Consider the following 12967-nt stretch of genomic DNA (forward strand, 5'->3'; position numbering starts at 1 on the left):
TTCGCGGCCGGTTTCAAGTCTCGCCCGTGCTACACTCGCGCGGCCCCGCTGGGGCACCGCTTTCCATTCTTCCACCCGAGTGCCGCCATGACCGCTCCCGCCCCCAAGCCCAAGGAGAGCCCGCAGGAAACCCTGCAGCAGGTTTTGCGCATCCTCCAGCGTCACAAGCTGGTGGAAAACCTCGTGCACAAGCAGGATATGCCCAGGCAGGCACTGGTGGAAACGCTGGTCCACAAGCAGAACCTGGCCGAGCTCGAAAGCCGGCTCGATCAGCTGCACTCGGCCGATATCGCCTTCATCCTGGAAAGCCTGCCGCTCGACGAACGTCTGATGGTGTGGGGGCTGGTCAAGCCCGAAGTCGAAGGCGATGTGCTGCTCGAAGTCTCGGACTCGGTGCGGGAAACCCTGCTGGCGGACATGGACCGCGAGGAAATCCTCGCCGCCGCCGAGCACCTCGATACCGACGAGCTCGCCGACCTCGCGCCTGACCTCTCACCCGATGTGATGAGCGAGCTGATGGGCTCGCTCGAAGAGGAGGAGCGTGCCGAGCTGCAATCGGCGCTGTCGTATGCCGATGATCAGGTCGGCTCGATGATGGACTTCGACATGGTCACCATCCGCGACGATGTGACGCTCGAAGTCGTGCTGCGCTACCTGCGCCGCTTTGATGAATTGCCGCACCACACCGACAAGCTGTTCGTCGTCGATAACGACCAGCGCATCAAAGGTGTGCTCTCGGTCAAGAAGCTGCTGGTCACCGACCCCGAAGCCCAGGTTGCCGACGTGATGGCGCGGGACGTGGTGATCTTCCGTCCCGATGAAGACGTGGGCGACGCCGCCCAGGCGTTCGAACGTTACGACCTGGTATCCGCCCCGGTGGTGGACAGCACCCACAAGGTCATCGGCCGCCTGACGGTGGACATGATGGTGGACGTGATCCGGGAGGAATCCGAAGCCGAGGTGCTGAGCCTCTCGGGCCTGAAGGAAGACGAAGACCTGTTCAGCTCGGTATGGAGTTCGGCCAAGAACCGCTGGCCCTGGCTGGCACTCAATATCGTCACCGGCATCATCGTCTCGCGCGTGATTGGCGCCTTCGAGCACACCACCGCGCAGATCGTGGCCCTGGCCGCGCTCGCCCCCATCATCTCCGGCATTGGCGGTAACTCGGGCTCGCAGACCGCCACCATCATCATCCGCGCCATGGCGCTGGGTCAGGTCAATGCCGCCAACACGCGCCGGCTGGTGCTCAAGGAGCTGGGTATCGCAATGTGCAACGGCCTGCTCTGGGGCAGTGTGCTCGGCATCGTGGCCTGGCTGATCTACAGCAGCCCCGGTCTGGGGCTGGTGATGGGCGGCGCCATGCTGCTGAACTTCCAGGTCGCAGCCATCGTCGGCCTGTTCGTGCCCATCCTGATGGACCGCTTCGGGCGCGACCCGGCTTACGGTTCCAGCGTGTTCCTGACCTTCATGACCGACGGCATGGGCAACCTGATCTTCTACGGACTGGCCACACTGTTCCTGCTGCGCGTGCTGTGATTCATCTGTTTGTTACATTGGGCTTGTAAGGCCTTACACAAAGGGTTATACGTGGCGTTGTACTGGTATCTAACTCGCAGGGGGCACCATGTTTTCCCCAATGCCTGAGCGCATTCTGCATGCCCCCGTATCTCGGCTCCCGGCCAGTCTGCTGCTTGATCTGCTGCGCCACCGCCGCTATGGCGTGGAATACCAGCCCATCGTGCACTTGCAGACCAATGAGACCATCGGCTACGAGGCCCTGGCCCGTTTCTATGCCGCGGATGGCCAATCGCTGGCACCCAAGACCGTCTTCGACGCGCTCCACCACAGCCCGCTGAGCCTGTATCAGGTCGAGTACGACATGAAACAGCTGCAGCTCGACTTTGCCCCGCTTGATGCCGACCTGCTGTTCGTCAATCTCGATCCCGATACCTATGGTGTCACCGCCAACGAGGCCGAAGACCCGCTGCTGAATCTGCTCTCTGCCCGCCGCGGCAAGCTGGTGGTCGAGATCATCGAAAACTCGGATGTCTCGGACGCCTACCTCTCGCAGCAGCTCGCCGCCGCGTTCTCGCGCCATGGCATCCGGCTGGCGCTCGATGATATCGGCGCACCCAATTCGATGATCTCCATCGATGTGATGATGGAAGTGGACTGGTTCAAGTTCGACCGCTCCTGGTTGGCGCGCGCCCGCGACAGCAAGGGCCGCGCCGTGCTCAATCACCTGATCGCCTTTGCCCACGAGTGCAACTGCAAGGTCATCCTCGAAGGCATCGAACGCCCCGAAGACCTCGCACTGGCCCATGCGCTAGGCGTGGATTGCGTGCAGGGCTTTGTGTACCGCAACCAGTTCAGCACGATCTCCATGGCCACCCGCAGCATGCGCTTCACGGTATGAACACGGTCGCCGCCCTGCTGGCGCAAGCACGCCAGCTCGGGCTCGCCAGTGTGGATGCGCGCCTTTTGCTCAGCCACGTGAGCGGCCTGAATCACGCCCACCAGGCCGGCAGACCGGAAACCGAACTGGATGACGCCCAAGCCGCGCAATACCGCGAGTTGCTGGCACGCCGCTCGGCCGGCGAACCCATTGCCTACCTGATCGGCGAGCGCGAATTCTTCAGCCTGCGTTTTGAAGTCGGGCCCGGCGTGCTGATCCCCCGGCCCGATACCGAGTTGCTGGTCGAACTGGCGCTCGAACGTCTCCCGCTTGATACCCCGTTGCGCGTGCTCGACCTCGGCACCGGCTCGGGCATCCTGCCTGTTTGCCTCGCCAAGCACCGGCCCGCCATTGCGATGAGTGCGGTCGATGTCTCGCCCGCTGCGCTCGCGATTGCCGCGCGCAATGTGCTGCAACACGGCGTAACAGTGCGCTTGCTGCAAAGCGACTGGTACACCGCGCTGGGTGATGAAACCTTCGATCTGATCGTCTCCAATCCGCCCTATATCGCCAACGGCGATCACCATCTGGATGAGGGCGACCTGCGTTTCGAACCGCGCAGCGCGCTCACCGATGAAGCCGACGGGCTGGCCCATATACGGCAGATCATCAACGGTGCCACCACACGGCTGCACCCCGGTGGCTGGCTGCTGTTCGAACACGGTTATGACCAGGCTGCGGCCAGCCGAGCCCTGCTCGTGGCTGCCGGCTTTGCCCAAGTGCAGAGCTGGGGTGATCTCGGCGGCAATGATCGCGTCAGCGGCGGTATCTGGCGCGCTTGAGCGCCTTGCATTCAGCCCCATCCGCGCCATCATGAGCGCATTCCACCGGAGTTCAGCGCATGCCCCTGTTCGACCGTCAGGCCCTGCTCGATGATGTGCCCCGCCGTGAAGTGCTGGCCTGGGCCTCGTATGACTTTGCCAACTCCGGCTACACCACCGTGGTGCTCACGGCGGTGTTCAATGCCTACTTCGTGGGTGTGATTGCCGCCCATCTGGCTTACCCCACCCTGGCCTGGACGCTGGCGCTGGCTGCCTCCAGTGCGCTGGCCTTTTTTCTGTTGCCGGCCATCGGCGTGTATGCCGACCTCTACGCGCGCAAGAAGCAGGCGCTGGCCGTCGTCACCGTCGGCTGCGTGGCGGGTACGGCCGCGCTGGCGCTGACCGACAAGGGCGACATGGCGCTGGCCGTGGGGGCCATCATCGTGTCGAACTTCTGTTTCCAGGCCGGCATTGCGCTCAACAGCGCCTTCCTGCCGGAACTGGCCAAACCCGAAACGCTGGGCAAGGTATCGGGCTGGGGCTGGAGCTTTGGCTATCTGGGCGGCCTGTTTTCGCTGGCCCTGTGCCTGGGCTATGTGCTCTCTGCCCAGGCAGCCGGTGCCAGCGCGCCGCAATATGTGCCCATCACCATGCTGATCGTCGCGGCGGTGTACGCCATCAGCGCCATCCCCATGTTCGTGTGGTTGCGCGAACGCGCCCAGCCGCAAACCCATGCCGACCTGGGCACGGCGCTGAGCGCGTCGTTCCGCGGCATGAGCCGTACGCTCAAGCAATTGGGTCAGTTCCGCGATTTTGGCTGGCTGCTGCTGTGCGGGCTGCTGTATCAGGCCGGCATTGCCGTGGTGATCGCGCTGGCCGCCATCTATGCGCAGGAAGTCATGCACTTCACGATGGCGCAGACCATGATGCTGATCCTGCTGGTCAATATCACTGCTTCCATCGGCGCCTTCGTGTTCGGCTATGTGCAGGATCGCCTCGGCCACCGCCCCACGCTGGCGATCACCCTGATCGGCTGGATAGGCATGGTGCTGATTGCAGCCACCACCAGCTCGGTTGCCGCCTTCTGGCTTGCCGCCAATCTGGCCGGCCTGTGCATGGGCGCCAGCCAATCGGCCGGCCGCGCGCTGGTGGGCTATTTTGCGCCAGCCGATCGCCGTGCCGAGTTTTACGGCCTGTGGAATGCGGCCATGGGCCTCGCCGCCATCATCGGCCCGCCTACCTACGGGCTGGTTACCTGGATCACCCATAACGATCACCGGCTCGCCATCCTGATTTCCGGCCTGTATTTCGTGCTGGGTCTGCTGGTGCTGGCCAAGGTCAACGTTGCACGCGGCCGGGCGGCTGTGGCCTGACCGGCTAAGGGGCAGCTTAAAAATACGCCGGCCGATTCGACAGTCGTGCCCGGCGTCGCTGTCTTACACTGCGGCCATGGATGACGCCCGCCGCTACCAGCTGATACTCGACCGCGATGCCCGCTACGATGGCCGCTTCATTACCGGGGTGCTCACGACCGGCATCTACTGCCTGCCCTCGTGCACCGCGCGCAAACCCAAGCGCGAGAACGTGCGCTTCTTTGAGACCGAAACCGAGGCCCTGGCCGCCGGCCTGCGCGCCTGCAAACGCTGCCGGCCCGATCTGCATTACCGCGGCGTGGATATCGATGCCGCCTGCTTTGAAAGCTTGCAACAGCGCATCCACGCCGAGCCCGCCGCCTTCCGCAGCCTGGCCGATCTGGCCCGCGAGGCCGGGGTAGCGCGCAGCAAACTGGTCGCCCTGTGCCGCGAGCACGGCCACTGCACGCCGGCCGAACTGCTGCGCCGCGCCCAGCTGAGGCAGGCCGCACACGCCTTGCAGGCCCGCCACGATGCGGTGGCCGATATCGGCTACGCCGCCGGCTTTGCCAGCGAGGCCGTGTTCCACCGCCAGTTCCTCGCCCATTACGCGATGACCCCGGCTGCCTATCGCTCACTCGGCCACAGCACCTCGTTCACGCTGCGCCTGCCAGACGGTTACGAGCCCGGGATCACGCTCGCCTACCTGGGCCGTGATGCCGACGGCCCGGCCGAACGCCGCGATGGCGCACGCGTAACCAAGGCGCTGCTGCTCAAGGGCCAGCCCGTGCGCCTGCAGTTCGATCTGCAGCCCGATGCCGCGCAAATCACCGTGCTGGATCTGCCCCGGCCCGATGCTGCCAGCCTGCGCCAGGCCCAGCACATCGCCCTGCGCTGCCTCGGGCTGACACAGCCTATGCCAACCTTGCGCGGTGCCTGGGCCACACTGGCCGCCGCTCGCCCCGGCCTGCGTCTGCCGCTAAGCGCCACGGTATGGGAAGCCTTGCTGTGGGCCATTGTCGGCCAGCAGGTGAATTTGAGCTTTGCCGCCACGCTGCGCCGCCGCGTGATCGAGCTGGCTGGCCAGCCCGCCGGCGATGGCATGATCGCCCACCCAGATATCGCGGCGGTTGCGGCGCTTGATCCGGCCGAACTGTGCGCACGCCAGTTTTCGCGCAGCAAAGCAGCGTACTTGATCGGCACGGCGCAATATCTGCGCGACGCCGACTGGGATATCGAAACACTGGAGCACGGCTCGGCCCCGCAAGCCTTGCAGCGCCTGCAAGCCTTGCACGGCATCGGCCCGTGGACGGCGCAGTACACGCTATTGCGCGGCGTCGGCTTTGCCGATTGCGTGCCAGTCGGCGACGCCGGCCTCACGGCCGCCCTGCAACGCCAGCACCAGCTGCCCGAACGCCCCGATGCCAAGCAGACACAGGCCCTGATGGCCCGCTACGCGCCCTACCGCAGTCTGGCCACCGCGCATTTGTGGGCGGGATTGAAAGATGCTCAGCCATGAGCCCGGCCTGGGACATCATCGACACCCGCTTCGGCCTGATGCTGGCCGTCGTCGATAGCAACAATGCGCTGGTTTCGCTGCATATCGGCGCCGACAGCCCGCAGCGCATTCCCGCACAGGCGGTGCACGCACCCGCACGGCTGGCACGGGTACGCGAACAGCTCGCTGAATACGCCAGCGGCAGCCGCCGCGACTTCGATCTGCCCCTGGCCCCGCAAGGCACGCCGTTCCAGCAAACCGCCTGGCAAGCGCTGCTGCGCATCCCTTATGGCGAAACCCGCAGCTATCTCGAACAAGCCCGGCTACTGGGCAACCCCGCCGCCGTACGCGCCGTGGGCCGGGCCAATGGCGCCAACCCGATTGCGCTGATCGTGCCCTGTCACCGCGTGATCGGCAGCGACGGCAGCCTGACCGGCTACGCGGGCGGCCTGCCGCTCAAGCAGCAGCTGTTGCAGTTCGAGCGCGAACATGCTGGCTACGCCAGCCTGCCGCTGTTCTGAACCGCGCCAGCCAAAGCGTAGGGTGCAATAAGGCAAAGCCGCATTTCTCCAACACCCTGCCCAACGCTGCCAAGGTGCAATGCGCTGCGCTTATTGCACCCGGGGTTTCACTTTTGGGACTAGGGTTTGGAACCCTCTCCTACCGGGAGAGGGCAGGGTGAGGGAGCGGCGGTTGATCAGTCGCTATCGCAATGATTAGACGACGCCCCCTCACCCCAACCCCTCCAAGCCCGTGCAACTTGGACTCCGTCTCCCGAGAGGAGAGGGGCTAAACCGTGCTCGGTCCGGCTTGCTGTTATCCACAGCTTGCCCGGCCCGGCCCGCACCGCGTAAAATTCCCGACTGAATTGATCGACTATTTGTCCGCGCCGCGCGGCAGCAAGGAATACGCCATGGATACCCAGGAAAAAATCCGCCAGCTCGTCACCGAGAACCCCGTCGTGCTGTTCATGAAGGGCACGCCGACCTTCCCGCAATGCGGCTTCTCGGCCAAAGCTGCCAGCATTCTCAAGGCCTGCGGCGTGGCCCAGTACGCCAGCGTGAACGTGCTGATGGACGACGAGATCCGCCAGGGCATCAAGGAATTCGCCAACTGGCCGACGATTCCACAGCTCTACATCAAGGGTGAATTCGTCGGCGGTTCGGACATCATGAGCGAGCTGTACCAGAACGGTGAACTGCAAACCATGCTGGACGGGCTGACCAGCTAAGGTGCGTTCAACCCCCCAAGAAAACGCCGGTTATGCCGGCGTTTTTCTTTTCCTGCGTGTCTGCGCTACATCTGCCGGAACTGCGCCTGATAGGGCTGGCTCACCGTCAGCGTCGCGCCGCCCACCACCACGCTCATGCCGCCGCTACCATCACGGTGCACGCGCTCTATCCTGCCCAGATGAATCACCGCACTGCGGCTGATCTGGCGGAAACAGGCCGGGTCCAGCTCGGCCGCCAGCTCCTTGATGGTCTTGCGGATATGCGCGTCGAAGTCCACGCCCAGCACGCGCGTGTACTTGGCTTCGGCCACAAAGCCGGCCACTTCCTCCACCGCCACGATGCGCGTGGTCGCACCGCTGGCCGCGTGTATCCAGCGCAGCCAGGCGGGCTCGGCGGAACCCAGCTTGGCCAGCAGGCGCGAGAGGTCCGCCGGCGGCGTGGCCAAGCGCGCCTTGAGCCGGTCCACTGCCAGCGCCAGCCGGGCCAGATCAAGCGGCTTGAGCAGATAATCGACCGCGCCGGCATCAAACGCCGCAATCGCGTGCTCGTCGTAGGCCGTCAGGAACACCACATGGCAGCGCCCGGCCGCCGCACGGGCTACATCCAGCCCGCTCAGACCCGGCATGCGGATATCCAGAAATGCAATCTCAGGTCGTTGAGCAGCAATCGCGCGCAAGGCGGTCGTGCCATCTGCGGCTTCGGCCACCAGTTGCAGCTCGGGCCACAGCAAGGCCAGCGCCTCGCCTAGCTGGGCGCGCAACAGCGGTTCGTCTTCGGCAATCAGAGCGGTGGGTGACATGGGCAGCCAGATTAGCTGGCTTGGGGTTGCCAGGGCAAACAGAGCCGCGCACGCACACCACCGCCTTCACGCGCCTCCAGCACCAGGCTGGCTTGTTCGCCAAACTGCAAGGTCAAGCGCTCACGCAGGTTGCGCAGGCCTACGCCGCCAGCCCCGGTTTCGCTGAAACCCACGCCGTCGTCGCAGACTTCAATCTGTAAGAAACCGGCATCGCGGCTCACGACAATGTCGATCCGCCCACCACCGGGCTTGGGTTCCAAACCGTGCTGGAGAGCGTTTTCGACCAGCGTCGCCAAAGCCAGCGGGGGCAAAGGCTGCTCGCTGAGCTCGGGCGGGCACTCAATCCGGTAATGCAGCCGCTCGCCCATGCGGATGGCCATGATGTCGAGATAGGCGCGCACACGCTCCAGTTCCTGCCCCAGCGTAGTCTGCTGCTGGCGCAGCTCGGGCAGGGCGGCACGCAGATAGGCAATCAGCCGCTCCAGCATTTGGTCCGCACGCTCACCATCACGGCGCAGCAGGTACTGCACATTGGCCAGCGTGTTGTAGAGAAAGTGCGGTTCGATCTGGCCTTGCAGGGCGGCGAGGCGGGCTTCTAGCAGGGTACGCTCGGCTGCGTGGCGCGCGGCCTGTGCAGCCAGCACTCGCGCTTCACGCCAGGCAAGCCAGCGGCGGATCAGGCCAGGCCCGATCAGCAGCAGGAGTACCCCGCCCAGCACATGAGGATGTCTACCCAGCCCGCTGGCCAGCAAGGTATCAGCGTGAGTGACGCTCGGCTTGTGCACGATCACTTGGGTCAGCATGCCTGACAGCAGACTGGCCGCCATAGCGAGCACCAACATGACCGCGACGCGCCAGCTGTTCCAAGGCACCCGTGGCGGTGCAACCGGCACCATCAGAAAGGTGACATAGGCCACCCACAATGTCGCCAGATCAACCGCAAAGCCATGTGGCCATAGCTTGGTCAGCAGGATGATCGGCGGGATCAGCCAGAGAGCCAGAACCAGTGACCACTCGGGATCATGATCGACCGTGAACCAAGGCTTGACCTGCGCGCTGAACACCCGAGAAGCCGCCCAACCATACAAAAGCAGTTGCACGAGCACGCCGATATCAGACGTGGACCAGGGCTTTTTGCCCACCAGATAAAAGTAAGCCTGTGCGCTGAAGCACGTCAGCACTATAACCAGCAGTATATGGCGCGCAACATTGCTGCCCCGGGCCATGCGGTAAAGCAAGCCGGCCAGCATGCTCATGACTAGCGTCATGACGACCAGGCCGGCCAGCAACTTCTGCTGGCCGACCACGTGGATACCTAGCTGCACGGCCAGCACCAGCACACCCAAGCCGGCTGCCAGCAGTGCCTGTGTTACCCGGGCTGGCCGGGTGGCTGGCACAGATGCCGGTGGCGTGTCTAAGGCAGCCACGGCCTCGAGGTGGCTCATGGACGCAATTCCAGATTCTCTGGCTGCGCCTTGCTCACAAGCACCGGCAGGCTGCTCAGATTGGGCATGCGCCTCGAAGGATGGTCGGGCTTGGGCGTCGTGACCGAGAAGCGCATATTGCGCACCCAAGCCTCACCATTGCCCAGCATCGCCAAGCCGAAGTCGCAGTTCTCGATACGGTTCTGCTCATCCGAGATCATTGAAGCTTTCACCGTTTCCCATTTGCCGCTCGGTTTCACGCTGCTGAACGACCTGGGTTGAGCCTTATCGGTGCGGCAACGGAAAAACAGCATCGCTGTCGTGGCATCTTTCTCAACCAGCACCTCGGCTTCCACCGTCAACAATTTGCCCGCACTGTTCCCCGGCGCTTCGATGGCTTGATACAAGGCACCAAGCGCTTTATCCGGCGCACTCTGGGCGCGCAGATAGCTGGCCTCTCTGGCCGGGCTGTAGCCCACTTGATAATGTGCCAGGCCGTCGGGCGACAGCGTCCAGCCCTTGGGCACCCCCGGTTGTTCAGCCGCGGATAGATTCACATTCAGCGCGGCCGCCACGGCCACACACAACAACAGGGCTTTGACTTGCATGATCCATGCTCCATCGGTCTGGTTGTACACGGCATGCAGTCTGGAACGGGCGTAAGCAAACATGGAGGGGGCAGGCGATGGCGAGCCGCAAGTGTACGATCAATCCGCCCATTTGCCGGATGGGCGCCGCGCGTTAGCATGGTGGGCCATCCGCTCCGGAGCCCACCATGTCGCTCGAAATCTGGCTCGCCTATATCGCCGCTGTTGTCGTCATCTCCGGCACACCCGGCCCCAATATGCTGCTGAGCATGACGCACGGCATCCACCACGGCCTGGGTGCGACGGTGCGCAGCACCATGCCGGGCCTCCTGTTCGGGCTGGCGATCATTCTCGGTATCTCGCTGGGCGGGCTGGGTGCGCTGCTGCTCGCGTCCACGCTGGCGTTCGAGATCATCAAGTATGTGGGGGCGGCCTATCTGATCTGGCTGGGTATCAAGACCTGGCGCAGCGCCGGCGGGAGCCTGAGCACCGAAGGCCGGCCCGATGCCGAGCACGCCTGGGCGCGCTTCCGTATCGGCGTGCTGGTGTCGCTGTCCAACCCCAAGGCCATCCTGTTCGGCGTGGCCTTCTTTCCGCAGTTCATCGATCACACCCAACCCATGGCACCGCAGGCAGCGATTCTGTGGCTCAGTTTCATCGCCATCGAGACCGGTTGCATGTGCATCTATGCCGGTGGCGGCGCACGGCTGGCCGACTGGCTGCGACAGGGTAGCCGCATGCGCTGGTTCGATCGCACGGCGGGTGCCGCATTTGTGGGTGCCGGTGTGCTGCTGGGGGCATTTCGCCGGTGAGTGTATCGGTCCACCACGCTGCCGCCATCGGCTTTGCCCAAAGCGCCGGGCGCTACGCGAGCGGCCGGCCGGATTACCCCACGGCGCTCGATGGCTGGCTACGCGACACGCTGGGTGTACGCCCAGATACCCGCGTGCTTGATCTGGGTGCGGGTACTGGCAAGTTCACGCGCTCGCTGGCGGCAACCGGCGCCACGGTGATGGCGGTAGAGCCCGTTGAAGCAATGCGCGCACAGATGCAGGCCGGCTTGCCTGATGTACGTATCTACGCCGGTACGGCGGATGCGATCCCCCTGGCCGATGCCAGCTTGGACGTAGTCGTTTGCGCGCAGGCGTTTCACTGGTTTGCCACGCCGGCAGCACTGGATGAAATCCACCGCGTGCTGCGGCCCGGTGGCCGGCTGGGGCTGGTGTGGAATGTGCGCGAAGACAGCCTGGACTGGGTGGCCGAAATCTCCCGCCTGATCAACCCGCTAGAGGGCGATACACCGCGCTATCGCAGCGGTGCCTGGCGCACGGTGTTTCCACATCCCGGCTTTGGGCCGCTGGATTTACACACGCTGGCGCATTGCCATCACGGGCCGGCCGAGCAGGTCATTATCGACCGCTTTCTGTCGGTGAGTTTCATCGCCGCCCTGCCGGATGCGCAGCGCGAAGCCGTCAGCGAGGCACTGCGCAGGCTGATTGCCACGCACCCCGATCTGCGCGAGCGCGAGACCATCGATTTTCCCTATCGCACCGAAGCCTGGCATTGCGTGCGCACTGACTAACACCTCCATCAGGCGCGCGCCGGGTATTCCCGCACTTGGCCTGCGCGCCCACTCGGCTTAGCATCGCGCCTGCCCGCGACACAATCGCGTGCAAGGTGGCAGTGCCGACTACCGTTTGCGCTGCCGTGATTCAGTGATTTGCGTACCGGCAAGCAGCAGGGCACCTCGCGGCCCGCCGCCGACTGCGCCTGCGGAGAGCCACAAGCATGACCGCCTTTGTCTTTGATTCCCCCGATTTCGACGCGCACGAGCAAGTCGTGTTCGTGTCCGAACCCAAGGCCGGCCTCAAGGCCATCATCGCCGTCCACAGCACCACACTGGGCCCTGCCATGGGCGGCTGCCGTATGTGGCCTTATGCCAGCGAGCAGGAAGCCGCAACCGATGTGCTGCGCCTCTCACGCGGCATGAGCTACAAGAATGCCGTGGCCGGCCTGCCGATTGGCGGCGGCAAGAGCGTGATCATCGGCAATCCCAAAACCGACAAGACGCCCGCTCTGTTCGAGGCACTGGGCGAGGCGCTGGAGCGCCTGCACGGTCGTTACGTCACGGCCGAGGACGTGGGCACCAGCCCAGCCGATATGGCCCATGTGGCCACGCGCACCCGCCATGTGGCCGGCCTGGGTGATAGCGGCGATCCGTCGCCCTACACCGCGCTGGGCTGCTTTGTCGGCGCACAGGCTGCCGTCAAACACGCGCTCGGCCGCGATTCGCTGGAAGGCCTGGTCGTGGCCTTGCAGGGTCTGGGTCATGTGGGTTTTGATTACGCACGCCGCCTGCATGAGGCCGGTGCCAAGCTGGTCGTGGCCGATATCGATGCCGGCCGGCTGGAACAGGCGCGCACGCAATTTGGTGCCGAAGTGGTGCCAGTGGATTCGATCTACGACGTAGCCGCCGATATCTACGCGCCCTGCGCACTCGGTGCCACGCTGAACCCGGCCACGCTGGCGCGGCTCAAGGTCAAGATCGTGGCCGGCGCGGCCAATAACCAGCTGGCCACGGCCGATATCGGCGAAGCACTGCGCGCACGCGGGGTGCTGTATTCGCCCGACTTCGTGATCAACGCGGGCGGCATCATCAAGGTCTGCTACGAGCATCTGGGCCAGCCCGAAGCCGAGGTGGAGGGCCATGTGCGTGAGATTGGCGACACACTGCGCGAAGTGTTCGAGCGTGCACAGCGTGAGCAATTGCCGACCAGCGTGGTGGCTGATCGCATCGCCGAGGCCCGGTTCGGCCGCTGATCCCGGCGTCTGCCGTGGGCGGGCGCTTACGCCGGCCCA

The 12967-nt window shown here is 64.6% G+C and carries 12 protein-coding genes and 1 pseudogene; 10 read left to right on the forward strand and 3 right to left on the reverse strand.

Annotated elements, in window-relative coordinates:
* The first annotated feature begins 87 nt into the window (after nucleotides 1-87).
* From mgtE to grxD, 7 genes and pseudogenes are all read left to right on the forward strand, one after another.
* A complete protein-coding gene (gene mgtE, locus O9X62_RS04415) occupies nucleotides 88-1536 on the forward strand; it encodes a magnesium transporter (RefSeq protein WP_269531550.1) in 1449 nt (482 codons plus the stop codon).
* 88 nt (nucleotides 1537-1624) lie between these two features.
* Entirely contained in the window at nucleotides 1625-2416 is a 792-nt protein-coding gene (locus O9X62_RS04420) for an EAL domain-containing protein (protein ID WP_269531551.1), read from the forward strand.
* A complete protein-coding gene (gene prmC / locus O9X62_RS04425) occupies nucleotides 2413-3237 on the forward strand; it encodes a peptide chain release factor N(5)-glutamine methyltransferase (RefSeq protein ID WP_269531552.1) in 825 nt (274 codons plus the stop codon). The genes O9X62_RS04420 and prmC overlap by 4 nt, the downstream gene beginning before the upstream one ends.
* Nucleotides 3238-3296: 59 nt before the next feature.
* Nucleotides 3297-4589, forward strand: coding sequence for an MFS transporter (locus tag O9X62_RS04430; RefSeq protein WP_269531553.1), 1293 nt, complete (start codon nucleotides 3297-3299; stop codon nucleotides 4587-4589).
* Between the two features lie 76 nt (nucleotides 4590-4665).
* Complete coding sequence (locus O9X62_RS04435; RefSeq protein WP_269531554.1) at nucleotides 4666-6087, forward strand: DNA-3-methyladenine glycosylase 2 family protein; 1422 nt, start codon at nucleotides 4666-4668, stop codon at nucleotides 6085-6087.
* A 203-nt stretch (nucleotides 6088-6290) separates the two neighbouring features.
* Nucleotides 6291-6587 (forward strand): annotated as a pseudogene (locus tag O9X62_RS15995) (methylated-DNA--[protein]-cysteine S-methyltransferase); the annotation flags it as partial.
* A gap of 392 nt (nucleotides 6588-6979) precedes the next feature.
* The gene (gene grxD, locus O9X62_RS04445) at nucleotides 6980-7297 is read left to right on the forward strand and encodes a Grx4 family monothiol glutaredoxin (protein ID WP_269531556.1); all 318 of its coding nucleotides are present in this window, start codon (nucleotides 6980-6982) and stop codon (nucleotides 7295-7297) included.
* Between the two features lie 65 nt (nucleotides 7298-7362).
* Here the strand turns inward: grxD and O9X62_RS04450 are convergent, their stop codons facing one another.
* Genes O9X62_RS04450 through O9X62_RS04460 form a run of 3 tightly spaced genes read right to left on the reverse strand, consistent with a single transcriptional unit; the run spans nucleotide 7363 to nucleotide 10129 of the window.
* Entirely contained in the window at nucleotides 7363-8097 is a 735-nt protein-coding gene (locus O9X62_RS04450) for a LytTR family DNA-binding domain-containing protein (protein WP_269531557.1), read from the reverse strand.
* Nucleotides 8098-8108: 11 nt separating this feature from the next.
* Nucleotides 8109-9542 carry a sensor histidine kinase gene (locus tag O9X62_RS04455; RefSeq protein WP_269531558.1) on the reverse strand — a complete coding sequence of 478 codons (1434 nt, stop codon included), beginning with the start codon at nucleotides 9540-9542 and terminating at the stop codon, nucleotides 8109-8111.
* Nucleotides 9539-10129: a hypothetical protein gene (locus O9X62_RS04460; protein WP_269531559.1), complete on the reverse strand. Its 591-nt coding sequence runs from the start codon at nucleotides 10127-10129 to the stop codon at nucleotides 9539-9541. The genes O9X62_RS04455 and O9X62_RS04460 overlap by 4 nt, the downstream gene beginning before the upstream one ends.
* Before the next feature lie 167 nt (nucleotides 10130-10296).
* On the opposite strand from O9X62_RS04460, the gene O9X62_RS04465 reads away from it, so the two are divergent.
* From O9X62_RS04465 to O9X62_RS04475, 3 genes are all read left to right on the forward strand, one after another.
* Nucleotides 10297-10920 carry a LysE family translocator gene (locus tag O9X62_RS04465; RefSeq protein ID WP_269531560.1) on the forward strand — a complete coding sequence of 208 codons (624 nt, stop codon included), beginning with the start codon at nucleotides 10297-10299 and terminating at the stop codon, nucleotides 10918-10920.
* The gene (locus O9X62_RS04470; protein WP_269531561.1) at nucleotides 10917-11690 is read left to right on the forward strand and encodes a class I SAM-dependent methyltransferase; all 774 of its coding nucleotides are present in this window, start codon (nucleotides 10917-10919) and stop codon (nucleotides 11688-11690) included. Before O9X62_RS04465 ends, O9X62_RS04470 begins: the two co-directional genes overlap by 4 nt.
* A gap of 206 nt (nucleotides 11691-11896) precedes the next feature.
* Nucleotides 11897-12928, forward strand: a complete 1032-nt coding sequence (locus tag O9X62_RS04475; protein ID WP_269531562.1) for a Glu/Leu/Phe/Val dehydrogenase dimerization domain-containing protein — start codon at nucleotides 11897-11899, stop codon at nucleotides 12926-12928.
* Nucleotides 12929-12967: the final 39 nt, after the last annotated feature.

This window comes from Chitinimonas sp. BJYL2 (genome assembly GCF_027257935.1).
GTDB lineage: Bacteria > Pseudomonadota > Gammaproteobacteria > Burkholderiales > Chitinimonadaceae > Chitinimonas.